The sequence below is a fragment of the Cellulomonas sp. NPDC058312 genome (genome assembly GCF_042880135.1).
Taxonomy (GTDB): Bacteria; Actinomycetota; Actinomycetes; order Actinomycetales; family Cellulomonadaceae; genus Cellulomonas.
The window spans coordinates 568052-590947 of sequence record NZ_JBHVZE010000003.1 but is presented as its reverse complement, the minus strand read 5'-3'; the positions used below and the strand labels follow the sequence as shown (position 1 = coordinate 590947).

Sequence of the window (22896 nt, the reverse complement as noted above, 5' to 3'; positions counted from 1 at the left end):
AGATGACGCACCTGCTGACATCGACCCTGGGCGAGGACCACCCGGCACCCGTGCCGCCCGCGACGCCCGCGGTGCGCGTCGTCGCGGTCCCGGCGGCCCACCCCTACGTCGCGCGCGTGACGGCCGCGTCGGGCGTCACCGTGCTGCCCGACCCGCTGCCCGCGGGGGCGGAGCCCGGCCGCTGGTGGCCGCCGGTGGCGCTCGACCCGGCCTGGGTCGCCGCGCACGCCGCGGACGCGGACCTGCTGCACGTGCACTTCGGCACGGAGTCGTTCACCCCGGAGCACCTGGCGCGCACGCTCGACGCGGCCCGGACCGCCGGGTGGCCGGTCGTGCTGACCGTGCACGACCTGGACCACCCGCAGCTGACCGACCAGGCGCCGTACGCGGCGCAGCTCGACGTCCTGGTGCCCGGCGCGGACGCGGTGCTCACGCTGACCGACGGCGCGGCGGCGGAGATCCGCGCGCGCTGGTCGCGCGAGGCGCTCGTGGTGCCGCACCCGCGGCTGCTCGCCGACGGGGCCGTGCCGGACGCGGCCCCGGCACCCGACCGCGCGGTGCTCGTCGGGCTGCACCTGAAGGACCTCCGGCCGAACGTCGACGCGGTCGGCGCGACCCGGGCCCTCGCGGCGGCCGTCGCGACGCTGACCCGCTCCGGCCGACCGGCCCGCGCCGAGGTGCGGCTGCACCGGCAGGTCCGGGACGCCGCGGCGCGCGACGCCGTCCGGGCGGTCTGCGCCGCGGCGCCCGGGGTGGAGCTCGTCGAGCACGACCGGCTCGACGACGCCGCGCTGGCCGCGTCGCTGGCCCGGCTCGACGCCTGCGTGCTGCCCTACGTGCACGGGACCCACTCCGGCTGGCTCGAGCTCTGCTGGGACCTCGGCGTGCCGGTCGCCGCGCCCGCGGTCGGGCACTACGCCGACCAGCACCCCGACGGGTCGGTGGCGTCGTTCGCGCGCGACGGGTCGGACGGCGGCGCCGCCGGGCCCGGCGCCACTCTCGCGGTCGCGTTGACCGCGCTGCTCGACCACGGCACGGCGACCCGCCCCGGCACCCCCGCGCGCGCCGACCTGGTCCGGGTCCGCCGGGCCCGCCGACGGGCCGACGACGCCCGGGTGAGCGCGGTCCACGCCGACCTGTACCGCCGGCTCGTCGCCGGGCGTCGCCGGTGAGCGCCCCCGCGCCGCTGCGCGTCCTCGTCGTCGCCCCGCTGCGGTTCCCGATCCGCCAGCCGCACGCGGGCGGTCTGGAGTCGGCGGTCTGGAACGAGGTCCGGGGTCTGCGGGACCGCGGCCACGACGTGACGGTGATCGCCGTCGCCGGGTCCGACGTGCTCGGCCCCGGGCCGGACGAGTTCGTCCTGCCCACGCTGGACTGGCCCGCGGGCGCGCCGACCAGCGACTCCCGCTACCCCTCGGGGTCGCTGGCCCGGTCCGTCGCGGCGCTCGACCGGGCGCTGGACGTCGTCGCGCGCGCCCCCTACCGGTACGACGTGATCTCGAACCACTGCCTGCACGGCCTGCCGCTGCTCCGGTCCGCGGAGCTCGGCGTGCCGATGGTCTCCACCCTGCACACGCCCGCCGAGCCCGAGCTCGTCGCCGCGGCCCGCGCCGCGGCCGGGACGAGCCGGTTCCTCGCGGTCAGCGAGCACACCCGGGCGGCGTGGGCGCGCGCGGGCGTCCGCTCGACGGTGCTGGGCAACGGCATCGCGCCACGGGACTGGCCCGCGGGTCCGGGCGGGCACGGGCTGGTCTGGTTCGGTCGGCTCGTCCCGGAGAAGGCGCCGCACCTCGCGATCGAGGTGGCCCGCGCGGTCGGCCGCCCGCTGACGATCGCCGGCCGGGTCGGCGACCAGGCCTACGCGGAGCGGCACGTGCTGCCGCACCTGGGCGACGACGTCCGGTACGTGGGCCTGCTCCGCCGGGCCGACCTCGCCGACCTGATCGGCCGCAGCGCGTGCGCCCTGGCCACGCCGGTGTGGGAGGAGCCGTTCGGGCTGGTCGGACCGGAGGCGCTGATGTGCGGGACGCCCGTCGCGAGCTTCGCGGCGGGCGGGGTGCGGGAGATCGCCCGCGTCGCCACCGGGATGCGGACCGCGCCCGTCGGGGACGTCGGGGCGCTCGCGGCCGCGACCCGGCGGCTGCTGGACCGCACCGCCGCCGAGCCCGACCTGCGCGGCCGCGTCCGGGCGGCGGCACGCCGGCACTTCTCGCTCGACGCGCGGCTCGACGCCCTCGAGCGGGTGTTCGACGGGCTCGTGGGCGACCGGTACGACACGGCGACCGGGCTGACCGGGCTCACGGGGCTGACGGCATGACCCGGCCGACCGTCGCGTGGTACGTCCACCACCACGGCCTCGGTCACCTGGGCCGGCTGCGGGCGGTCGCGCCGCACCTGGACGCCGACCTGCTGTGCCTCAGCACGCTGCCCGAGCCCGCCGGCCTGCCGGACGGCTGCACCTGGGTCCGGCTGGACCGGGACGACGACGTCCGCCCCGGCGGGCCCGACCCTGCGCGCGCGGACCCGACCGCGAGCGGGCTGCTGCACTGGGCGCCGCTCGGGCACGCCGGGCACCGCGCGCGGCTCGCGCGGATCGCCGCGGAGGTGGCCGCCCGGCCGGTGACCGCGTTCGTCGTCGACGTGTCCGCCGAGGTCACGCTGCTCGCCCGGCTGCTCGGCGTGCCGCCCGTGGTGGTCGCCCAGCCCGGGACCCGCGACGACGAGCCGCACGCCCTGGCCCTGCGCGCCGCGGTGCGCGTCGTCGCGCCCTGGCCCGCGGGCCTGGTGCCCGCGCCGCACCTGGACGCCGTGGCGCGGAAGGTCGTGCACACCGGCGGCATCAGCCGGTTCGAGGGCCGGGTGCCCGACGCCGGCCCGCGGTCGGGCGTGCTGCTGCTGGCCGGACGCGGGGGCACGGAGGTCACCGGGGCGCAGGTCGACGCGGCGGTGCGGGCGACGCCCGGCCGCACGTGGAGCCTGCTCGGCTCGCCCGGCGGCTCGCCCGGCGACGTGCCCGGCGGGGTGCCGGGCGCGGGAGCGGGCCGGTGGGCGGACGACCCGTGGGACGAGCTCACCGGCGCGGGCACCGTCGTGACCTGGGCCGGCCAGGGCTCCGTGGCGGACCTGGCCGTCGCCGGCGCCCGGGCCGTGGTCGTGCCCCAGCCCCGGCCGTTCGACGAGCAGGTGGCGACCGCCCGTGCGCTCGACGCCGCCGGGCTCGCCGTGGTGGAGCCGACCTGGCCGGACCCGGCGCGCTGGCCCGAGGTGCTGGACCGAGCGGCGGCGCTGGCCCCGGACTGGTCGCGCTGGCGGACGGCCGGAGCCGCGGCGCGGGCCGCGGCGGCGATCGAGGACGTCGCCCGCGGACGGCTGCGGTGACCGGCGCGCTCGCGGGCTCGGGCGCCGCCCGCGCGGTCGTGACGCTCTGCTCCGGCCCGCGGGTCGCGCACCTGCGGCGCCAGCTCGCGGCCCTGCGCGCCGTCCCGCGGCTGGTCACCGTCGTCGTCTGGGTGGGCGACGACCCGCCGCCGGCCGACCTCGGCGCGGACGCCGTGCTCCGGGTGCCGCCGGGTCCGCACGGGCTGCGCCTCGCCGCGGCGCGCAACGCCGGCGCCGACCACGCGGTGCGGCTGGGTGCGGACCTGCTCGTGCTGCTCGACGCCGACTGCGTGCCCGGGCCCGTCCTGCTCGACCGGTACGAGGCCGCCGCCGCGACCCACGGCTCGGCGGTGCTGTGCGGTCCGGTCACCTACCTGCCCGCGGGCGCCGTGGTCGACGACCCGGCCGCGCTCGTCGCCGCGACCCGGCCGCACCCCGCGCGCCCCGCACCCCCCGACGGCGCGGTGCTGACCGCCCGGGACGACGAGTACGACCTGTTCTGGTCGCTGTCGTTCGCGCTCACCGCGGACCGGTGGCGGGACGGTCCGCGGTTCAGCGAGCGCTACGAGGGCTACGGCGGCGAGGACACCGACTTCGCGGCGTCGCTGCGCGCGGCCGGCGTCCCGCTCGCGTGGGTCGGCGGCGCGCACGCCTACCACCAGCACCACCCGACGAGCTCCCCGCCCTGGCAGCACCTCGACGACATCCTGCGCAACGGCGCGACGTTCGCCGACCGGTGGGGGCGCTGGCCGATGGAGGGCTGGTTGCGGGCGTTCGCCGAGCACGGTGCGGTCCGGTGGGACGGCCGGACCTGGCGGCGGACTCAGGCCTGAGGGGCGTCGTCGCGCCGGGCCGGGCCGAGCAGCGCGTCCGCGGCGGCGAGGACGTCCAGCGCGACCGCGTCCGCGGTGTACGCGTCCGCCCCGGCGCGCGCCCGGGTGCCGATCGCCGCGGCCGTCGCGGGGTCGGCGAGCAGCGCGTCGACCGCCGCGGCCAGCGCCGCCGGGTCCGCGGGCGGGACCATCCGGGCGTCCACGCCGTCCGTGCAGAAGTCGTCGTAGCCGCTGCCGGTCGTCACGACCACCGCGCTGCCGATGGCCTTCGCCTCCAGGGCCGCGTTGCCGAACCCCTCCCACCGCGACGGGCAGAGCGTCACCGCGGCCTCGCGGACGCCGCAGTAGAGGGTGTCGTCGTCGACGTGCCCGAGCCAGGTGACCCGGTCCCGCGCGCCCGGCGGCAGGGCGGCGAGCAGCGCGGGCCGGTCGGGCTCGAACCGCCGGTCGCCGCTCGCGCCGGCGAGCACCAGGCGGGCCGTGGGGTGGCGCTCGGCCACGTCGGCGAACGCCGCGAAGGCGTCCGTCACGCCCTTGCGGCGCTCCAGACGGCCCAGGAACAGCACCACCGGCCCGTCCGCGGGCGGCCAGCCCGGCGGGAGCGGCGCGACCTCGGCCGCCGCGCGGACCCGCTCCACGTCGATGCAGTTCCGGACCACCCGGGCCGGTGGCAGCGCCCGGAACCGACCCTCGGTCCAGCGCTGCATCGCCCGCGAGATCGGCACGAGCCCCGCCGACCTCCGGACCTGCCGGTCCTCCAGCGCGATCTGCAGGGCGGTGACCAGCGCGCCCCGCAGCCCGAAGGAACGGAGCGTGAACCCGGAGGCCTCCGTGGTGAGGCGGGTGCTCGTCGCGAGGTTGGTCAGCAGCGGGGCCCCGCGCGGCAGGGCGACGCCGAGCGCGCCCCACTCGGGCAGGAGCACCCGGTCGTAGGACGCCGCGCGGGAGGCGCGCCGCACCGCCAGCGCCCGGCGCAGCAGCGCGACCGGCCGGGGTCCGCGGGACGGGCGGCTCGCGGGCAGCAGGTGCACCGGGCCGAGGTCGGCGACCGCGGGCAGCGGACCGTCCGGGAGCACCAGCAGGTCGACCGCGGCGCCCGCGCGGGCGAGCGCCGGCAGCAGCGACGCGTAGTGCCGTCCGATGCCGCCGGTGTACCCGGTGAGACCGGCGTACTCCGTGACGGCGACGAGCCACCGCCCGCGCGGGGCGGGCACGCCGGGGTCGGGGGACTGGTCGTGGGGCACGCCCCATGGTCGCCGAGGTGGGCGGTCCCCGCAGGTCAGGACCTCCGTCCCCTATCGCGGGGCCCCGACCTGCCGATCGGGGGACCGAGGGCGCACGCCCGCCGTCGTCGTGCCCTCCGCCCGACCCCGCCCCCGAAGGGACCCCCTGTGCTGCGACCGACCCGGATCCTGCTGCGCGACGGCGAGTCCCGTGCGCTGCTGCGCGCCGTCGACCTGCGGGGGCACACGGTCCGCATCGAGGGGACGGCGGCGAGCCTGCGGGTCGAGGACGCGAGCACGGAGACGCTGCTGGTGGACGCGCCGATGGCCCAGCTCGAGCTGATCGACGGCGAGTCCATCCACTACACCGGCGCGGGCCGGATCATGGACTCCCGCGAGCTGCGCTACCTCCGGATCACCCTCGAGTTCGCGGAGCCGACGGAGCGGTCGCTGCCCCGCGCGCCGCGCTGACGGCTCCGGCCGCGCTGACGCCCCGCACGGCGCGGTCGAGCACCCCGAGCAGCACGGCCTCCTCCTCCGGCGTCAGGTCGCCGAGCATCGCGGCACGGGTCGCCTCGACGTGCGCGGGGAGCAGACGGTCCACCAGCGCGCGGCCGGCGTCGGTGATCGTGGCGACGACGCCGCGGTCGTCGTCGGGCGACGCCGCGCGGGTGCACAGGCCCCGGCGCTCCAGCGCGGTCACCTGGTAGGTCAGGCCGCTGCGGCTCAGCAGCACGCCGTCGGCGAGCTCGGACATCCGCAGCGCGGGGCGGTCGGTGGCGTCGAGGCGCACGAGGATCCGGAACTGCACGTAGGTGAGGTCGCCGGCGGCGCGCAGGTGGCGTTCGGCGGCCTGCTGGAGCAGGGCGCTCGCGTCCAGCAGGGCGAACGCGGTGCGGAGCTGCTCGAGCGGGCGGCGGGTGGTCACCGCACCAGGCTAGTCCTTCGAATCCGAACGACCCTGGGCTATCGTGGCCAGGTCGTTCGAATTGGAACCACCGTGGAGGCCGCCCGATGCCCGAGACCATCCGCACCGTCGTCGTGACCGCCCCCGGCACGGCCGAGGTCCTGGACGCGCCCCGACCCGCGGCCGGCCCCGCCGACGCCCTGCTGCGCGTGCGCGCCTGCGGTGTGTGCGGCTCCGACGGCTTCTACATCCACCGCGGCGGCATCCCGCCCCGGGAGGGCGCCACCCCCCTGGGTCACGAGATCGCGGCCGAGGTCGTCGAGGTCGGCGCCGACGTCACGGGCCTGCGGGTGGGCGACCACGTCGTCGTCGACCCCACCGCCGCGCGCAGCGGCATCATCGGCAACGGCGGCCCCACCGGCGGGCTCGCCGACCTGCTGCTGATCGAGGACGTGGTCGTCGGCGTCAGCCTCGCCGTCGTCCCCGACGAGGTGCCGTGGGAGGTCGCCGCGCTCAACGAGCCGATGGCCGTCGCCAAGCACGCCGTCAACCGCCTGCACCCGGTCGCGGGGGAGAAGGCCGTCGTCTTCGGTGCCGGGCCCATCGGGCTCGGCGCGCTGATCGACCTCACCCGGCGCGGCCTCGACGTCGTGGTCGTCGACGTCGTCCCCTCGCGGCTCCAGAAGGCCCGCGAGCTCGGCGCGTCCGCCGTGGTCGACTCCGCCCGCGAGGACCTCGCCGCCCGGCTGATCGAGGCCCACGGCGACACACCGCTGCGCCCCGGCGACCACCGGCCCGGCACCGACGTGTACCTCGACGTCGCCGGCGCGCCCGCGGTCATCGAGTCCGTGCAGCGCCTCGCCAAGCACGGGGCGCGGCTCAGCGTCGCCGGCGTGCACAAGCAGCCCGTGCCCGTCGACCTCGGCGCGCTGCTCAGCACCGAGATCACCATCAGCCTGTCCCGCGGCTACCCGACCGAGATCTTCGAGGTCACCCAGGACATCGTCGCGGACTGGCGCCGGTACGAGCGGATCATCAGCCACCGCGTCCCGTTCGAGCAGGTCCACGAGGCGCTGCGGCTGGCGAGCACCCCCGGCGCGGCCGAGAAGGTCGTCGTCGTCCTCCCCTGACCCGAGAGGTCCCCGCATGGCACTCAGCACGCTCGACCCCGGCGCGGCGCTCGTCGTCGTCGACCTCCAGCTCGCCACCGTCGCCGGCCCCACCGTGCGCCCGACCGCCGACGTCGTGCGGCGCTCCGCGGCGCTCGCGGCGGCGTTCCGCGCCGGTGGCCGAACCGTGGTGCTCGCCGCCGCCCGGCTCGACGCCCCGCCCCCGGGCCGGACCCAGGTCGGCGGCGGTCGCCCCCCGGTGCCGGCCGCGGCGCTCGCGCTGGTGCCGGAGCTCGACCCGCAGCCCGGCGACCTGCGGGCGGAGCACCACGGCTGGAGCGCGTTCGGCGGCACGACCCTCGCCGACGACCTGCGCGCCCGGGGCGTCGCCCAGGTGGTGCTGGTCGGCCTCGCCACGTCGTTCGGCGTCGAGTCCACCGCCCGGGCGGCGTACGACGCCGGGTTCCACGTGGTCGCGGTGGTCGACGCGATGACGGACTTCAGCGACGAGGCGCACGCGCACACGACCGGCCGGGTGCTGCCCGTGCTCGGCGAGACCGCGACGACCGACGAGGTGCTGGCGGCGCTCGCGGGCTGATCGAACACCCGTAGGGCTCTCCCTACAGGGTGTAGGTTGTGACGCATGACCCGCGCCGGACTCACCCCTGCCGTCGTCGTGGCCGAGGCCGCGGCGGTCGCCGACGAGCTCGGCTTCGACGCGATCACCGTCTCGGCCGTCGCCCGCCGGCTCGGCGTGCAGAGCGCGAGCCTGTACGCGCACGTCCGCGACCGCGGCGCCCTGCTCGACGGCGTCACCGCGCTCGCGATGGCCGAGATCGCCGCCCGGATGGCCCCGGCCATCGCCGGTCGGTCCGGCCGGGACGCCCTGCGCGGGTACGCCGACTCGTACCGCGACTACGCCCGGGAGTTCCCCGGGCGGTGGGCCGCGCTGCAACGCCGGGCCGGGCCCGCGGCCGTCGCCTCGACCGCCGCGGTCGACGTCGTCGCGCTCACCGACGCCGTCCTGCGCGGCTACGCGATCCCCGACACGGAGCGCGTGCACGTCGTCCGGCTGCTCGGCGCCACGATCAACGGCTTCGTCACCCTGGAGCAGATCGGCAGCCTCGACCACCGCGCACCCGCCCCGGAGCAGTCCTGGGACCGCGCGGTCGACGCCCTCGACCTGCTGCTCCGCACCTGGTCCGCCCTCCCCGCGAAGGACACCCCCGCATGATCGACACCCCCGTCACCCCCGACCTGCTGCACGGCGCCGCCGAGGTCGAGACCACCGACCGCGGCCTGCGCCCGCACCGGCTGCCCGCGTGGGTGCGCCGGCAGTTCCCCGACGGCCAGCTGCTCGGGATGGAGGTGCAGCCCGCCGGCGTGCGGCTCGAGGTCGCCACCACCGCCCGGACCCTCGAGGTCGTCGTGCACCCGCAGCGCATCGCCTACGTCGGCGCCGAGCGGCCGCGCGGCGCGCTGGACCTCGTCGTCGACGGCGTGCTCGTGGCGTCCGACGTCCTCACCGGCGGCGACGCCGTCGAGGTCGACCTGCGCACCGGCGCCACCGCGTTCGTGCCGGGCGAGGCCCACACCGCGACGTTCGCCGACCTGCCCGCGGGTGAGAAGCGCCTCGAGGTCTGGCTCCCGCACAACGAGCAGGTCGAGGTCGTCGGCCTGCGCGCGGACGCCCCGGTGCGCGCGGTGGCGTCGACCCGCCCGCGGTGGGTGCACTACGGCAGCTCGATCAGCCAGGGGTCCAACGCCGCCACCCCCGCCGGCACCTGGCCCGCCGTGGCCGCACGGCTCGGTGGCGCGGACCTGCGCAACCTGGGGTTCGGCGGCAGCGCGGTCGTCGACCCGTTCGTGGCGCGGGTCGTCCGGGACACCCCCGCGGACCTCATCAGCGTCAAGGTCGGCATCAACGTCGTGAACCTCGACGCGATGCGGCTGCGCGCCTTCGTGCCCGCGGTGCACGGGTTCCTCGACACCATCCGCGACGGTCACCCCGACGTCCCGCTGGTGCTCGTGTCGCCGCTGTTCTGCGGGATCCACGAGGACGCGCCCGGCCCCGGCGTCATCGACCCCGCGTCGATCGGCACCGACCAGATCCGGTTCGGCGCGGCCGAGGGTGCCGACCTCGCGCACGGGCGCCTGACGCTGCGCGTGATCCGCGAGGCGCTGGCGGACCTGGTGGAGCGCCGGGCCGACGACCCGCACCTGCACCTGCTCGACGGCCTGGGCCTCTACGGCGCGGCGGACGCCGAGACGCACCCGCTGCCCGACGCGCTGCACCCCGACCCGGCGACGCACCGGCTGATCGGGGAGCGGTTCGCGGGCTGGGCCTTCGGGGCCGGCGGGGCGTTCGCGGGCACGCCGGCAGGCTGACGACGCCCCGCGGAGCGCCGTCCGGTCAGAGGTAGCCGCCGGTCCCCGAGTCGGCGACGAACGGCTTCGGGCCGGCGGCGGTGCCCCGCAGCAGGACGGCGCCCGGCTCGGACGCGTGCCGGACGAGCAGCCAGCGCAGCCCGGTCGCCGGGCAGGTCCGGACCACGGACGCGTCCCCGAGGTCGACGCCGTCCAGGAGGCCGTCGTCGCCACCCTGCAGGTGCTGGGCGGCGTAGCCCTCGGCCACCTCCCCGCGCAGGTGGGAGGCCTGCCAGCACGCGCACCGCTGCAGGTCGACCAGCTCCTGCTCGCGTGCGCGCGCCTCGGACCGCGCGGCCTGCCGGACCAGGTTCCAGCGGCGCAGCCGTCCCATCGCCGCGGGCGCGCCGATCGCACCGACGATCACCGTCGCCAGCACGGACAGGTCCAGCACGCGGCTCTCGCCCAGCTCGACGCCGGGCGCGACGGCCTCCGAGACGAGGACCGTGACGAACAGCGCGGCGATCACCCCGACCGCCCCGGCGAGCACCGCGAACGCGACCCGTGCCGCGCGACCGCCGAACGTCGCCCTGGTCCGGCGGCGGATCAGGCGCGCGGCCTGCTCGTCGACCTCGCCGAGCTGCGGCATCGTCCGCGGCCGGGTGCGGAACGCCCCGAACCAGAGCGTCGGGACACCAGCCGCGACGACGGCCACCGGCAGGTGGATCAGCGCGGTCGCGGCCACGAGGAGCGCGGAGCCCACCAGCGCGACCAGGAACGGCATCGCCGCCGCCAGCCGGGCCACCCGCAGCGGGATCTGACGACGGAGCGCGCCGATGGCGGTGCTGCCCGGACGCAGGTCGGCGAGGGTGTCGAGCAGGAGCAGGGCCGCCGCGCCGTCCTGACGGCGGGCGAGGTCGTCGACGACGCCCTCGACGACGACGGTGTCGCGGTCGGCGCGCGGCTCGACCTCGAGCAGGGCCTGGGCCACGTCGAGCACCGTGGCGGCCACGCGCCCCGGCTCGCCGCCGCGCTGCCGCAGGTGCGCGACGGCCCGTCGCCGGACGGAGAACGGCGTGCGGTGCGCCGGGAGGCCGAGCGCGGCGTCGTCGGCGAGCGTCAGGTCGCCCGCCTGCTCGGCGGCCGCGGCGACGAGGTCCGCGTGGACCGGGGCGTGCGAGGGCGGCAGCGTCGCGCCGAACCGCAGGAGGGCGCCGCGGGCCTCGGCGTCGCCCTGTGCGGTCCAGCAGGCCAGCGCGACGACGTCGGCCCAGCCGCGCGGCTTGTCGACGAGCAGCTGCGCCCGGTCGGCGTCCGGGAGGAGCGCCAGCGCGTCCGCGGGGCGGCCGAGGACGAGCAGCAGGCGCGCGCGCTGGGCGGTCCGGGCCGCCTCGTGGTCGGCGGGGACCGACGCGAGCAGCCGCTCGGCCACCGCCAGGGCGTCCACCTCGTCCGCGGCCGTCGCCCAGGCGGACCGGAGCTCCGCGGCGTCGTCCAGGCCGGTGGGCTCCGAGGGCGGGGCGGTCGAGGTCACGGGGAGCACTATGGCGGTCGTCGGTCCCCGCGCGCAGCCCGTTGGTCCACCCCGCCCCGCGAATCGCCCGGATGGCCCACCCCCACCCCGCCCCCCACCCCCCCACCCCGCCCCCCGCGAGGGCGCACGCGACACCACGAGGGCGTACGCCACGACGTACGCCCTCGTGGTGTCGGTTGCGCCCTCGCGTCAGATGAGGGCGCGGCGGTCCACCGGGGCAGGGGGGTGGGGGGCGTCCGGGACCTGGGGGCACGGGACCGCCCGACCGGCTCGTAGGGATGCCGGGACGTCCAGCACCCGCTGGTTGCGGCTGCCGCGGAAGGCCAACCCGAGGTCCCGCTGGGCGAGCTCGAACCGGCCGTCGACCAGCACGTCCACCTCGGCGAGCAGCGCGGCCTTGTCGTCGTGCCCGGCGGCGGCCCAGTCCAGCAGCTCCTCGAACCGGTAGCCCGTCCAGCACCAGACGTCGCGGGCGTGGCCGTGCTCGGCCCGCAGCCGTCGCACGACCCGCAGGCAGACGGCGGTGCTGAGGAACGGCTCCCCGCCGAGCAGCGACAGGCCCTGCACGGCGGGGTGGGCGAGGTCGGCGGCGATCCGGTCGTCGAGGGAGTCGTCGAACACGGTGCCGTACCGGAACGACCACGCGGCCTCGTTGAAGCAGCCGGCGCAGGCGAACGGGCAGCCGCTGACGTACAGGCTGCACCGCACGCCCTCGCCGTCGACCATGACGAACGGCTTGTAGTCGGCCACCCGGTCCTGGCTGAGGCGTGCGGACTGCCAGTCGGGCCGCGGGTCGCGTGCCACGTCAGCCCCGGGCGTCGGGGCCGGCCATGTGCTTGACCCGGGACGAGATCTCGACGTGCCGGCCGTGCACCATCGGGCGCTGCTGGGGGTTGCCGAGGTAGCCGCAGGTGCGCTTGACGACGTCGCAGGTGCGGGGGTCGTCGTTGCCGCAGGCCGGGCAGGCGAACCCGCGCTCGGTGGGCGTGAAGTCGCCCTCGAAGTCGCAGGCCAGGCAGTGGTCGATGGGGGTGTTGGTGCCGAGGTAGCCCACCCGGTCGTAGGCGTAGTCCCAGACGGCCTCGAGCGCCTTCGGGTTCTGCTGGAGCACGGGGTACTCGCAGTAGTGGATGAACCCGCCCGAGGTCAGCGGCGCGTAGTCCTGCTCGAAGTCGAGCTTCTCGAACGGGGTCGGCGACTTGCGGACGTCGTAGTGGAACGAGTTCGTGTAGTAGTCCTTGTCGGTGATGTCCGGGACGGCGCCGAACTTCTTCCGGTCGAGGCGGCAGAACCGGTCGGTCAGGCTCTCGCTCGGGGTGGCGTAGACCGAGAACTGGTACCCGTGCTCGGCGGTCCAGGCCCGTGCGTGCTCGGCGAGGGTGCGCAGGACCCGCAGCGTGAACTCCTTCGCCGCGGGGTCGTGCTCCCACGCCCCGCCGAAGAACGCCGCCGCCGCCTCGTACAGGCCGATGTAGCCGAGGGACACCGTCGCGCGGCCGCCGCGGAACAGGGCGTCCACGTCGTCGTCGGGCGCGAGCCGCTGGCCGAACGCCCCGTGCACGTAGAGGATCGGGGCGTTGGCGGGCACGGCCTCCTTGCACCGCTCGACCCGGTAGAGCAGCGCGTCGTGGACGGTCGCGAGCCGCTCGTCCAGCAGCGCCCAGAACGCCTCGGTGTCGCCGCGGGTCTCCAGGGCGATCCGCGGGATGTTCAGCGTGACCACGCCGAGGTTCATCCGGCCCTCGACGACGTCCTGCCCGGACTCGTCGGTCCAGCCCTGCAGGAACGACCGGCAGCCCATCGGCACCTTGAAGCTGCCGGTGATCTCGACGATCTTGTCGTAGCTCAGGATGTCCGGGTACATGCGCTTGGTCGCGCACTCCACGGCGAGCTGCTTGAGGTCGTAGTTCGGGTCGGCGGGTTCGAGGTTCACGCCCCGGCGCAGCGTGAAGATGAGCTTCGGGAAGATCGCGGTGCGCCGCTCCTTGCCGAGGCCGCCGATCCGGATCTGCAGGATCGCCCGCTGGATCTCCCGCTCGAACCAGCCCAGGCCGAGCCCGAACCCGACCGACGTGAACGGCGTCTGCCCGTTCGACGTGAACAGGGTGTTGATCTCGTACTCGAGGGACTGCATGGCGTCGTAGACGTCCTTGCGGGTCTTCTCCTCCGCGTAGGCACGGTGCTGCGCGGGGTCGGCGATCCACCGCTCGGCGTCCGCGAGGTGCTTGGCGAAGTTCCGCTCGGCGTAGGGGGCGAGCAGCTCGTCGATCCGGTTGACGGAGCAGCCGCCGTACTGGCTGGAGGACACGTTGGCGATGATCTGCGAGATCTGCGCGGTCGCGGTCTGGATGGACCGCGGCGGGTCGACCTGCGCGTTCCCGATCCGGAACCCCTCGGACAGCATGGTCCGGAAGTCGATGAGGCAGCAGTTCGTCATCGGCGCGTAGGGGTGGTAGTCGAGGTCGTGGTAGTGCAGGTCGCCCTTGGCGTGCGCGTTCGCGACGTGGGCGGGGAGCATCCGCAGCCCGATCGCCTTGCCGACCGCGCCGGCGGTGAGGTCGCGCTGGGTGTTGAAGACGTCGGCGTCCTTGTTGGCGTTCTCGTGGACGACCGTCTGCTCCTTGCCGACCAGCTGGCCGACGGAGTGGTTGACGTCGAGCGCCCGGCTGCGCGCGAGGTCCCGCTGCACGCGGTAGTCGATGTAGGCGCTCGCGACCTCGTACTCGTGCTGCTCGAGCAGCGTGTGCTCCACGACGTTCTGGATCTCGTAGATCCGGACCTCGCCGGCGTACCGGGTGGCGAGCTCGTCGACCGCGCCGTCGACCAGCTCGGCGATCCGGAGCCGGTGCAGCGGGCTGACCTCGCCGTGCACCTCGACGAACGCCTTGGTGACCGCGGCGTGGATGCGCCCGGCGTCGAACGGCAGGGCGCGGCCGTCGCGCTTGCGCACCGTCAGGCGGGTCGGCGCCACCTCCCGCTCGTGCTCCGTCGCACGCGCTGCCACAGCCAGGTCGATCATCGTCACGCTGCCCCATCCCCGTCACCGCCGCACTACATCTAGTGCGAACTACACGGGTGTGACACTAGATCTGGTGGCGGCCCGCGTCTGGGCCCAAGGGCCCAACCGCCGCCGGACGTGCGGCGTTAGCGCACGTCGGCGCGCTGCCGCCCACGCCGAGACAGGTCCGCCGCGCCGAGGAAGGACGTCCGGTGGCCCTGTCTCGCGGCGACGGTCCTATCTGGGCGTGGGCGTGGGCGTGGGCGTGGGCGTGAGGGCGGGGGGTCGGGGTCAGACGTTGCACTCGCAGACGAGGTTGTACTCCACGACCTGCTCGCCCTCCTCGGGGCGGGCCCAGGCCTCGGCCTCCTCGCGGGAGAAGAAGCGCCGGCCCACCAGGCGGCCGTTCGGCAGCAGGACGCCGACCTCGATCTGCTCGCGCGGGTCGACCCAGCCGGTGTCGGTGGTCGGGCGGGTGTCGGTGGCCTGGTCGGTCGTCATGGCGGTGTCCCTCTCGCGGTCGCGGGCTCGCGGGCCCGGGTGGATCCACCCGGTACAACCCGGGTGCCCACGGCGTTAGTCCCCGGCGACCGCGTCCAGCGCCGCGCGGCTCGCGGCGACGACCTCCGCCTGCGCCGTCGCGCGCGACACCCCCGGCTCGCCGTCGCCGGGCTGCGGGCCGTAGTCGGCGAAGAACGCGTGCACCGCGCCCTCGACCTCGACGAACGTCGTGCTCGGAGGCAGGTCCGCGCGCGACGCCTCGACGTCCGCGGGGGTGGTCAGCCCGTCCCGCGAGCCGGACACCGACGTGACGAGCAGGTCCGCGTCGCGCAGGTCGCCCAGCGGGTAGGACGCGTGCAGGAGCAGGCCGTCGACGACGTCGTCGTGCGCGGCGGCGAACGAGGACGCGGCGACCCCGCCGAGGGAGTGCCCGCCCACGGCCCAGTGCTCGACGCCGTCGAACGCCGCGATCGCGGACGCCGACTGGTCCACCGACGTCAGGGCGATCCCGAGCGGCTCCTTGAGGGCGACCACCAGGTAGCCGGCCTCGGCGAGCGGCCGCAGCACGGCGGCGGTGGCGCGGACGTCGACGCGGGCGCCGGGCGAGTAGACCAGACCGGTGGTGGGCTCGGCGCCCCGCGGGACGAACGCGTACCAGCCGGCGGCCTCCTGCACCTCGACGGCGTCGTCGCTCACGAGCGCGTCGAGCGCCGGCTGCGTGGCGGGGAACGGCCGGAGCCACGCGGTCGCCGCCGCCAGCACCGCGCCCAGCACGAGCACGACGACCGTGCCGACGGCCCGCAGCACCCGGCGCCGGGCCGGTCGCCCGGCGTCGCGCCGGACCCACCCGACGACGGCGGCGGCCAGCAGGGCGGCGCCGGCGACCGCGCTGACCGCGAGCAGCGCGCCGAGCGACGGGTGCTGGTGCGCGACGGCGTCCCCGGTGGAGGCGATCGCCCACCCCGGTGCGACGAGCAGGGCGACGCCGACGAGGGCGCGCAGGGCGAGGACGAGGGTCCGCGAGGTCACCCGGTGAGCATAGCCGCGATCCTCAGCATGCTGAGGATCGCCCGCGGTGCACGGGAACCGTCAGGACCGTGCAGCGGGCCGTATGGGAACCGTGAGGACGGTCGGCAGGCCCTCCGGGCGGGCGTCTGATGGTCGACGGCCCTCCACGCGGGGGCCGCCGCAGCGGCCGACCGGCCGGCGCGGCCCGCACGTGTCGTCGGGAGTCCTGTCGTGCTGGACGTGGTGTTCATCGGGGGCGTGCTCGCCCTGTTCGCGCTCGTGGGAGCGGTGGCGGCGGGGGTCGAGAAGCTGTGATCGTCGTCGACCTGGTCGCGGCCGCCCTCGGGGTCGCGGCGCTCGGCTACCTGCTGTGGGCGCTCGTGCAGCCGGAGCGGTTCTGATGGCGGGCTGGCAGGCGGTGGCCCAGGTGCTCACCGTCGTCCTGGTGCTCGCCGCGCTCCACCGCCCCCTCGGCGACTACATGGCGCACGTCTACACGAGTCCGCGGGACCTGCGGGTCGAGCGCGGGTTCTACCGGCTGATCGGAGCCGACCCGGCGTCCGAGCAGAGCTGGCGGTCCTACGTCCGCAGCCTCCTGGCGTTCTCGCTGGTCGGGGTGCTGCTGGTGTACCTGCTCCAGCGGGTGCAGACCTGGCTGCCGTACGACCTCGGGATGCCCGCGGTCGGCGAGCACCTCGCGTTCAACACGGCGATCTCGTTCGTCACCAACACCAACTGGCAGTCCTACTCGCCCGACGTCACCCTCGGGTACGCGGTGCAGGTGCTCGGCCTCGCCGTGCAGAACGTCGTGTCGGCCGCCGTCGGGATGGCCGTCGCGGTGGCCCTCGTGCGCGGGTTCGCCCGGCGCCGGTCCGGGACGATCGGCTCGTTCTGGGTCGACCTGACCCGTGGCACCGTGCGGATCCTGCTGCCGGTGGCGGTGCTCGCCGCGGTGGTGCTGATCGCCGGCGGCGTGATCCAGAGCTGGTCCGGGTTCACCGAGGTGACGACGCTGGCCGGCGGGACGCAGTCGATCCCGGGCGGGCCGGTCGCGTCGCAGGAGGCCGTGAAGCTGCTCGGCACGAACGGCGGCGGGTTCTTCAACGCGAACTCCGCGCACCCGTTCGAGAACCCGACGGCGTGGACCTCCCTGTTCCAGGTGGTGCTCATGCTGGCGATCCCGTTCAGCCTGCCCCGGACGTTCGGCCGGATGGTCGGCAGCGCGAAGCAGGGGTACGCGGTCCTGGCGGCGATGGGCGTGATCTTCCTGGTCAGCCTCACCCTGCTGACGGTCGTCGAGCTGCGCGGCGCCGGCACCGCCCCGGAGCTCGCCGGCGCCGCGATGGAGGGCAAGGAGCAGCGGTTCGGCGTCGCGGCGACCACGCTGTTCGGCAGCGTCAGCACGCTCACCTCCACCGGCGCGGTCAACGGCATGCACGACTCGTTCACGGCGCTCGGCGGCCTGTTCCCGATGCTCAACATGATGCTCGGCGAGGTCGCGCCCGGCGGCGTCGGCTCCGGGCTCTACGGGATGCTCGTGCTCGCGGTCCTCACGGTGTTCGTCGGCGGGCTGATGGTCGGGCGGACGCCGGAGTACCTGGGCAAGAAGATCGGCCCCCGGCAGATCACGCTCGCGTCGCTGTTCATCCTCGTCACGCCGACCCTGGTGCTCGCCGGGACCGCGCTGAGCTTCGCGGTCCCCGCCGTGCGCGCCGACGTCGAGGCGACGTCGATCTGGAACCCCGGCCCGCACGGGTTCTCCGAGGTGCTCTACGCGTTCACCTCGGCGGCGAACAACAACGGGTCCGCGTTCGCGGGCCTCACCGCCAACACCCCGTGGTTCAACACGGCGCTCGGCGTCGCGATGCTGCTCGGTCGGTTCGTGCCGATCGTGCTGGTGCTCGCCCTCGCCGGCTCGCTCGCGGCGCAGGACACGGTCCCGTCGACCGCCGGCACGCTGCCGACCCACCGGCCGCAGTTCGTCGGCCTGCTCGTGGGCGTGACCGTCGTCATCACCGCCCTCACCTACTTCCCCGTACTCGCGCTGGGTCCCCTGGCGGAAGGTCTGTGAACACGATGTCCTCCACCCTCACGCACGCCCCGGCGACGCCCGAGGCCACCGCGGCCCGGGCCGCCGCGCCCCGCTCGTTCGGCCCCGCGCAGCTGCGCGACGCGCTGCCCGGTGCCGTCCGCAAGCTCGACCCGCGCCTGATGTGCCGCAACCCGGTGATGTTCGTCGTCGAGGTCGGCGCCGTGCTGACCACGGTGCTGGCCGTCGCCGAGCCGTTCCTCGGCGGTCCGCAGGAGTCCGGCGGCACCGCGATCCCGGGCACGTTCACGGCGGGCATCGCCGTCTGGCTGTGGCTCACGGTGCTGTTCGCCAACCTGGCCGAGTCTGTCGCGGAGGGCCGCGGGAAGGCGCAGGCCGACAGCCTGCGGCAGACCCGGTCGAGCACCACCGCCACGGTCGTCGTCGACTACGACGCGACCCGCGACCCCGGCGCCGAGCGGGCCGGCACCCGGACCGTCGCGTCGCCGGACCTCACGCTCGGCGACCTGGTGGTCGTGACCGCCGGGGAGCTGGTCCCCGGGGACGGCGACATCGTCTGGGGCATCGCCTCGGTGGACGAGTCGGCGATCACCGGCGAGTCCGCCCCGGTGGTCCGGGAGTCCGGCGGCGACCGGTCGGCCGTCACCGGCGGCACCCGCGTGCTGTCCGACCGGATCGTCGTGCGGATCACCTCCAAGCCGGGTGAGACGTTCGTCGACCGGATGATCGCCCTGGTCGAGGGGGCGGCGCGGCAGAAGACCCCCAACGAGATCGCGCTGAACATCCTGCTCGCGTCGCTGTCCGTGGTGTTCGTGGTCGTCGCCCTGACGCTGAACCCGATCGCCTCGTACGCCGGGGCGTCCGTGAGCGTGCCCGTGCTGGTGGCCCTGCTGGTCTGCCTGATCCCGACGACGATCGGCGCGCTGCTGTCCGCGATCGGCATCGCCGGCATGGACCGGCTCGTGCAGCGGAACGTGCTCGCGATGTCCGGCCGCGCCGTCGAGGCCGCGGGCGACGTGACGACGCTGCTGCTCGACAAGACCGGGACGATCACCTACGGCAACCGGCGCGCGACCGCGTTCGTCCCGCTGCACGGCGTCGACGCCCGCGCGCTCGCCCGGGCCGCCGCGCAGGCCTCCGCCGCCGACCCCACGCCGGAGGGCCGGTCGATCGTCGACCTCGCGCTCGAGCAGGGCGTCGACGTCCCCGCGGCGGCCGCCGGCACCGAGGTGGTGCCGTTCACCGCCCAGACCCGGATGAGCGGCATCGACCTCGCCGACGTGACCCGCATCCGCAAGGGCGCCGGCTCGGCCGTCGTCGCGTGGCTCGAGGAGGAGGGCGCGCTCGCCCCCGCGGTCCGGCGCGAGCTCGACGAGCACGTGCGGCGGATCTCCGGCGACGGCGGCACCCCGCTGGTCGTCGCGGTGCAGGACTGGTCCGGCGCCGGGCAGGTGCTCGGGGTCGTCCACCTCAAGGACGTCGTCAAGGAGGGGCTCGCGGAGCGGTTCGCCGAGCTGCGGGCGATGGGCATCCGCACGGTCATGATCACCGGCGACAACCCGCTCACCGCCAAGGCCATCGCCGCGGAGGCGGGCGTCGACGACTACCTCGCCGAGGCCACGCCGGAGGACAAGCTCGCGCTCATCAAGCGGGAGCAGGCGGGCGGCCACCTGGTCGCGATGACCGGCGACGGGACGAACGACGCCCCCGCGCTCGCCCAGGCGGACGTCGGCGTCGCGATGAACACCGGCACGTCGGCCGCGAAGGAGGCCGGCAACATGGTCGACCTCGACTCCGACCCGACGAAGCTGATCGACATCGTCCGGATCGGCAAGCAGCTGCTCATCACCCGCGGCGCGCTCACCACGTTCTCGATCGCCAACGACATCGCCAAGTACTTCGCGATCATCCCGGCGATGTTCACGGGTGTGTTCCCCGGGCTCGCGGTGCTGAACGTGATGGGCCTGAGCTCGCCGGCGTCCGCGATCCTCTCCGCGATCGTGTTCAACGCGCTGGTGATCGTGGTCCTGATCCCGCTGGCGCTGCGCGGTGTCCGCTACCGCGCGGCGGCCGCCTCGGCGGTCCTCGGCCGCAACCTGCTGGTCTACGGCCTCGGCGGCGTGGTCGCGCCGTTCGTCGGGATCAAGCTCGTCGACCTCCTGGTCAGCCTGATCCCCGGCTTCTGACCCCGCCCCCCTGATCGAAGGACGCTTCCATGAGCTCCCCCCGCACCACCTGGCCGCACGTCGCCGTCGCGCTGCGCGCGATGCTCGTCCTCACCGTCGTGCTCGGCGTCGGCTACCCGCTGCTCGTCACCGGCCTCGGCCGCGCGATGCCCACCCGGGCGGACGGGTCGCTCGTGACCGACGCCGACGGGCGGGTCGTCGGGTCGTCGCTGATCGGCCAGTCGTTCACCGACGCCGACGGCGAGCCCCTGCCGCAGTACGTCCAGCCCCGCCCGTCCGCCGCGGGCGACGGGTACGACGCCGCCGCCTCGGGCGGCAGCAACCTCGGCCCGGAGAACCCGGACCTGGTCGCCGCCGTCGAGGAGCGGCGCGCGGCCGTGGCCGAGCTCGAGGGGGTGGACCCCGCCGACGTCCCGGCGGACGCGGTCACCGCCTCCGGCTCGGGGCTGGACCCGCACATCAGCGCCGCGTACGCCGAGCTCCAGGTGCCGCGTGTGGCCGCCGCGCGCGGGATGACCGAGGACGCGGTCCGCGACCTGGTCCGGGACGCCACCACCGGGCCCGACCTCGGGTACCTCGGGCAGGCGGGGGTGGACGTGCTGACGCTCAACCTCGCGCTGGACGCGGCCCGGCCGTGAGGACCGTGCGGCCGTGAGCCCCGCGCCTAGGCTCGGGCGCATGACGGCCGACCTGGTGGACGTGACCCTCGACGACCTGACCGCGGATGAGGTGGCGGGCGTGCACGACCGGCTGCTCGCCCCCACGTTCCGGCCCGACGAGCTGCTGACCCTCGACGAGCTCCGCTCCGGGTTCACCGGGCCGGGCGCCGCGCCGTCGGTCGTCGTGCTCGCGGACGGGCAGCCGGTCGCGGTGATGCTCGGCGGCTGGTTCGCCGACCGCCGGGCGCTGCTGCTGACCTACCTCGCCGTCGACCCCGACGCCCGCGGGCTGGGGCTGGGGACGCGGCTGCTGCGGGACGTGCTCGGCCGCTGGGCCGCGCAGGAACCGGGCGCCCTCGTGCTCGCGGAGGTCGACGACCCCCGGCACTGGCCCGCCGACGCCACCCAGGGCGACCCGGTCGCGCGGCTGCGGTTCTACGGGCGGTACGGGGCGCGGCTGATCCCGTTCCCGTACACCCAGCCGGCGCTGCGTCCGGGTGCGCGGCCGGTCGACGGGATGCTGCTGCTCCGGCTCGACCAGAACCCGGGCGTCCCCGGGGAGACGCTGGCGCGGTTCCTCACCGAGAACGCCGCAGCCCCCGGCGGGCCCGCCGGCACCGACCCCGCCCTCGCGCGGGCGGTGGAGCGGGCCCGGGCGCTCGACCTCGACGCGGCGCTGCTGCCGGTGGAGCGGTGGGCCGAGGTCGGGTGACGGGGCCCCGGTCTCCCGGCCGGTGGCGGCGACCGACCACGCAGCCCGGCCACCCGGCTCCGCTCGGGCCACCTACCCCGGTCCGACCGGCGCCCGCACCGCGTCGAGCCGGAACCCTCGCGCCCGCAGCCGGTCCACCAGCGCGTCCCCGAGCCCGGTCGCGGGGGTCAGCGAGCCGGCCCGGTCGGGCAGCGTCGCGTCGTCGAGCGCGAGCGCGAGCCCCGTCTCGCCGAGCATGACGGCCGTCGCGGCGTACCCGGGGTCGCCGGCGGCCTCGACCCGGGCCGCGTAGGTCCGGCCGTCGCGGGTGCGGGCCAGGAACCGGTGCCGGAACCGTCCCGCGCGGCGGGTGGCCTCGTCGGGCCCCTGTCCCGGGGCGGGGAGCGCCCGCGAGGCGAGCGCGCGGACGGGCGGGAGGGTCAGGGCCGCGGCGCCGAGGCCGGTCGCGGCGGTGACGGCGAGCGCGACGGCCAGCCCGCGCGGACCCCGGCCCGCGTCGACGTGCTCGGTGTAGGTCAGGTCGCGGCCGTAGGCCCAGCCGGTCAGCGCGTTGGACCGGCGCACCACCCGGGAGTTGAACGGGGCCATCACGAACGGTGCCGCCCAGCGGCCGTCGACCAGCGCCGGGGCGAGGCCGCGCGGCTGCGGTGCGTCGGGCTCGGCGGCCCGGTCGGGGGACAGTGCGTACGGGTCGGCGTGCAGCCGGCGGGCGGCCGGGTCCGTGCGCACGGCCCCGAGCTCGTCGAGCATCGACGCGACGGTGCCGCCGGAGACGCCGCCGCGGGCCCGGACGAGGGCGTGCACGGCGGTGAGCCCGCCCGCGTCGTCCGCCTCCGCGGCCCGGTGCAGCAGGTGCACGCCGAGGTCGGACGGCACGGAGTCGTAGCCGCACGCGTGCACCACCCGCGCGCCGGTGCCGCGCGCGCGGCGGTCGGTGGCGTCGATCGCTGCCCGGACGAACCCGAGCTCGCCGGTGAGGTCCGCGTAGTGGGTGCCGGCGGCCGCGCACGCCTCGACGACCGGCAGTCCGCGCCGGGCGTAGGGGCCGACGGTGGTGACGATCGCGGTGGCCGACGCGGCGAGCCGGTCGAGCGCGCGGCGGTCGTGGACGTCGACGACGACCACGGGCCACGTCCGGGCGGACCCGGGGAGGCGCGCGCGCACCGCCCGGAGCCGGTCGAGGTCCCGGCCGGCGAGCGCCACCCGCGTGCCGGTCGGGGCGTGCAGAGCCAGGTGCTCGGCGGTCAGCGCGCCGACGAACCCGGTGGCTCCCAGCAGCACCAGGTCGTGCTCGCGGGCGGTCGTCGGCTGGGGCACTGCTGCCTCCCGGGGGTGCGGCGGGCGGCGGTCGCCCGCGTGCGGCCCGGCCACCGTAGGCGCGGGCCCGGCGGGGGCGCGACCGGGGGGGGGGGGGGCGACCGGCGGAGCCCG

The 22896-nt window shown here is 76.4% G+C and carries 22 protein-coding genes; 14 read left to right on the top strand and 8 right to left on the bottom strand.

The window, feature by feature from the left end:
- The first annotated feature begins 2 nt into the window (after positions 1–2).
- Genes ACFVXN_RS11685 through ACFVXN_RS11670 form a run of 4 tightly spaced genes read left to right on the top strand, consistent with a single transcriptional unit; the run spans position 3 to position 4211 of the window.
- Positions 3–1172 (top strand): hypothetical protein, encoded by a 1170-nt coding sequence (locus tag ACFVXN_RS11685; RefSeq protein ID WP_389232089.1) that lies wholly within the window; start codon positions 3–5, stop codon positions 1170–1172.
- Positions 1169–2317: a glycosyltransferase gene (locus ACFVXN_RS11680; RefSeq protein ID WP_389232086.1), complete on the top strand. Its 1149-nt coding sequence runs from the start codon at positions 1169–1171 to the stop codon at positions 2315–2317. Before ACFVXN_RS11685 ends, ACFVXN_RS11680 begins: the two co-directional genes overlap by 4 nt.
- Positions 2314–3378, top strand: coding sequence for a hypothetical protein (locus ACFVXN_RS11675; RefSeq protein WP_389232083.1), 1065 nt, complete (start codon positions 2314–2316; stop codon positions 3376–3378). The genes ACFVXN_RS11680 and ACFVXN_RS11675 overlap by 4 nt, the downstream gene beginning before the upstream one ends.
- Entirely contained in the window at positions 3375–4211 is an 837-nt protein-coding gene (locus ACFVXN_RS11670; RefSeq protein ID WP_389232080.1) for a glycosyltransferase family 2 protein, read from the top strand. The genes ACFVXN_RS11675 and ACFVXN_RS11670 overlap by 4 nt, the downstream gene beginning before the upstream one ends.
- On the opposite strand, the gene ACFVXN_RS11665 is transcribed toward ACFVXN_RS11670, so the two are convergent.
- On the bottom strand, positions 4202–5455 hold the full coding sequence (locus ACFVXN_RS11665; protein WP_389232077.1) for a glycosyltransferase family 4 protein: 1254 nt from the start codon (positions 5453–5455) through the stop codon (positions 4202–4204). The two genes, ACFVXN_RS11670 and ACFVXN_RS11665, sit on opposite strands and share 10 nt — an antisense overlap.
- 147 nt (positions 5456–5602) lie before the next feature.
- Here ACFVXN_RS11665 and ACFVXN_RS11660 point away from each other — a divergent pair, with 147 nt between their 5' ends.
- Positions 5603–5905 carry a hypothetical protein gene (locus ACFVXN_RS11660; RefSeq protein WP_389232074.1) on the top strand — a complete coding sequence of 101 codons (303 nt, stop codon included), beginning with the start codon at positions 5603–5605 and terminating at the stop codon, positions 5903–5905.
- Here the strand turns inward: ACFVXN_RS11660 and ACFVXN_RS11655 are convergent.
- A complete protein-coding gene (locus ACFVXN_RS11655) occupies positions 5850–6362 on the bottom strand; it encodes a MarR family winged helix-turn-helix transcriptional regulator (protein ID WP_389232071.1) in 513 nt (170 codons plus the stop codon). The genes ACFVXN_RS11660 and ACFVXN_RS11655 overlap by 56 nt on opposite strands.
- 86 nt (positions 6363–6448) lie before the next feature.
- On the opposite strand from ACFVXN_RS11655, the gene ACFVXN_RS11650 reads away from it, so the two are divergent.
- Genes ACFVXN_RS11650 through ACFVXN_RS11635 form a run of 4 tightly spaced genes read left to right on the top strand, consistent with a single transcriptional unit; the run spans position 6449 to position 9838 of the window.
- Positions 6449–7471, top strand: a complete 1023-nt coding sequence (locus ACFVXN_RS11650; protein ID WP_389232068.1) for a zinc-binding dehydrogenase — start codon at positions 6449–6451, stop codon at positions 7469–7471.
- 16 nt (positions 7472–7487) lie between these two features.
- A complete protein-coding gene (locus ACFVXN_RS11645; RefSeq protein ID WP_389232065.1) occupies positions 7488–8048 on the top strand; it encodes a cysteine hydrolase family protein in 561 nt (186 codons plus the stop codon).
- 45 nt (positions 8049–8093) lie between these two features.
- Entirely contained in the window at positions 8094–8684 is a 591-nt protein-coding gene (locus tag ACFVXN_RS11640; protein ID WP_389232062.1) for a WHG domain-containing protein, read from the top strand.
- Positions 8681–9838 (top strand): GDSL-type esterase/lipase family protein, encoded by a 1158-nt coding sequence (locus ACFVXN_RS11635; RefSeq protein WP_389232060.1) that lies wholly within the window; start codon positions 8681–8683, stop codon positions 9836–9838. The genes ACFVXN_RS11640 and ACFVXN_RS11635 overlap by 4 nt, the downstream gene beginning before the upstream one ends.
- Before the next feature lie 25 nt (positions 9839–9863).
- Here the strand turns inward: ACFVXN_RS11635 and ACFVXN_RS11630 are convergent, their stop codons facing one another.
- The 5 genes from ACFVXN_RS11630 to ACFVXN_RS11610 form a co-directional block, all read right to left on the bottom strand.
- Complete coding sequence (locus ACFVXN_RS11630) at positions 9864–11351, bottom strand: hypothetical protein (protein WP_389232057.1); 1488 nt, start codon at positions 11349–11351, stop codon at positions 9864–9866.
- A 189-nt stretch (positions 11352–11540) separates the two neighbouring features.
- A complete protein-coding gene (nrdG, locus tag ACFVXN_RS11625; RefSeq protein WP_389232054.1) occupies positions 11541–12155 on the bottom strand; it encodes an anaerobic ribonucleoside-triphosphate reductase activating protein in 615 nt (204 codons plus the stop codon).
- A 1-nt stretch (position 12156) separates the two neighbouring features.
- Positions 12157–14370, bottom strand: coding sequence for an anaerobic ribonucleoside-triphosphate reductase (gene nrdD, locus ACFVXN_RS11620; protein WP_389232613.1), 2214 nt, complete (start codon positions 14368–14370; stop codon positions 12157–12159).
- 270 nt (positions 14371–14640) lie between these two features.
- Positions 14641–14850: a hypothetical protein gene (locus ACFVXN_RS11615; protein WP_389232051.1), complete on the bottom strand. Its 210-nt coding sequence runs from the start codon at positions 14848–14850 to the stop codon at positions 14641–14643.
- Positions 14851–14925: 75 nt separating this feature from the next.
- Positions 14926–15879 (bottom strand): alpha/beta hydrolase, encoded by a 954-nt coding sequence (locus tag ACFVXN_RS11610; RefSeq protein WP_389232048.1) that lies wholly within the window; start codon positions 15877–15879, stop codon positions 14926–14928.
- A 290-nt stretch (positions 15880–16169) separates the two neighbouring features.
- On the opposite strand from ACFVXN_RS11610, the gene ACFVXN_RS11605 reads away from it, so the two are divergent.
- From ACFVXN_RS11605 to ACFVXN_RS11585, 5 genes are read left to right on the top strand one after another with little or no spacing between them, the layout of a single operon-like run.
- Complete coding sequence (locus ACFVXN_RS11605) at positions 16170–16259, top strand: potassium-transporting ATPase subunit F (RefSeq protein WP_389232045.1); 90 nt, start codon at positions 16170–16172, stop codon at positions 16257–16259.
- On the top strand, positions 16259–17929 hold the full coding sequence (gene kdpA / locus ACFVXN_RS11600; protein ID WP_389232042.1) for a potassium-transporting ATPase subunit KdpA: 1671 nt from the start codon (positions 16259–16261) through the stop codon (positions 17927–17929). The genes ACFVXN_RS11605 and kdpA overlap by 1 nt, the downstream gene beginning before the upstream one ends.
- A 5-nt stretch (positions 17930–17934) precedes the next feature.
- Positions 17935–20094, top strand: coding sequence for a potassium-transporting ATPase subunit KdpB (gene kdpB, locus ACFVXN_RS11595; protein ID WP_389232039.1), 2160 nt, complete (start codon positions 17935–17937; stop codon positions 20092–20094).
- Between the two features lie 29 nt (positions 20095–20123).
- Positions 20124–20732 carry a potassium-transporting ATPase subunit KdpC gene (kdpC, locus tag ACFVXN_RS11590; RefSeq protein ID WP_389232036.1) on the top strand — a complete coding sequence of 203 codons (609 nt, stop codon included), beginning with the start codon at positions 20124–20126 and terminating at the stop codon, positions 20730–20732.
- 40 nt (positions 20733–20772) lie between these two features.
- Positions 20773–21465, top strand: coding sequence for a GNAT family N-acetyltransferase (locus tag ACFVXN_RS11585; protein ID WP_389232033.1), 693 nt, complete (start codon positions 20773–20775; stop codon positions 21463–21465).
- 72 nt (positions 21466–21537) lie between these two features.
- Here the strand turns inward: ACFVXN_RS11585 and ACFVXN_RS11580 are convergent, their stop codons facing one another.
- A complete protein-coding gene (locus tag ACFVXN_RS11580) occupies positions 21538–22782 on the bottom strand; it encodes a saccharopine dehydrogenase family protein (RefSeq protein WP_389232030.1) in 1245 nt (414 codons plus the stop codon).
- Positions 22783–22896: the final 114 nt, after the last annotated feature.

What these genes read in the sequence shown, in the direction of transcription:
- ACFVXN_RS11615 (WP_389232051.1), bottom strand. Translation starts at nt 14,850, where the DNA reads ATGACGACCGACCAGGCCACCGACACCCGCCCGACCACCGACACCGGC.
- ACFVXN_RS11685 (WP_389232089.1), top strand. Translation starts at nt 3, where the DNA reads ATGACGCACCTGCTGACATCGACCCTGGGCGAGGACCACCCGGCACCC.
- ACFVXN_RS11650 (WP_389232068.1), top strand. Translation starts at nt 6,449, where the DNA reads ATGCCCGAGACCATCCGCACCGTCGTCGTGACCGCCCCCGGCACGGCC.
- kdpB (WP_389232039.1), top strand. Translation starts at nt 17,935, where the DNA reads ATGTCCTCCACCCTCACGCACGCCCCGGCGACGCCCGAGGCCACCGCG.
- kdpA (WP_389232042.1), top strand. Translation starts at nt 16,259, where the DNA reads ATGGCGGGCTGGCAGGCGGTGGCCCAGGTGCTCACCGTCGTCCTGGTG.
- kdpC (WP_389232036.1), top strand. Translation starts at nt 20,124, where the DNA reads ATGAGCTCCCCCCGCACCACCTGGCCGCACGTCGCCGTCGCGCTGCGC.
- ACFVXN_RS11635 (WP_389232060.1), top strand. Translation starts at nt 8,681, where the DNA reads ATGATCGACACCCCCGTCACCCCCGACCTGCTGCACGGCGCCGCCGAG.
- ACFVXN_RS11585 (WP_389232033.1), top strand. Translation starts at nt 20,773, where the DNA reads ATGACGGCCGACCTGGTGGACGTGACCCTCGACGACCTGACCGCGGAT.
- ACFVXN_RS11675 (WP_389232083.1), top strand. Translation starts at nt 2,314, where the DNA reads ATGACCCGGCCGACCGTCGCGTGGTACGTCCACCACCACGGCCTCGGT.
- nrdD (WP_389232613.1), bottom strand. Translation starts at nt 14,370, where the DNA reads ATGATCGACCTGGCTGTGGCAGCGCGTGCGACGGAGCACGAGCGGGAG.
- ACFVXN_RS11645 (WP_389232065.1), top strand. Translation starts at nt 7,488, where the DNA reads ATGGCACTCAGCACGCTCGACCCCGGCGCGGCGCTCGTCGTCGTCGAC.
- ACFVXN_RS11640 (WP_389232062.1), top strand. Translation starts at nt 8,094, where the DNA reads ATGACCCGCGCCGGACTCACCCCTGCCGTCGTCGTGGCCGAGGCCGCG.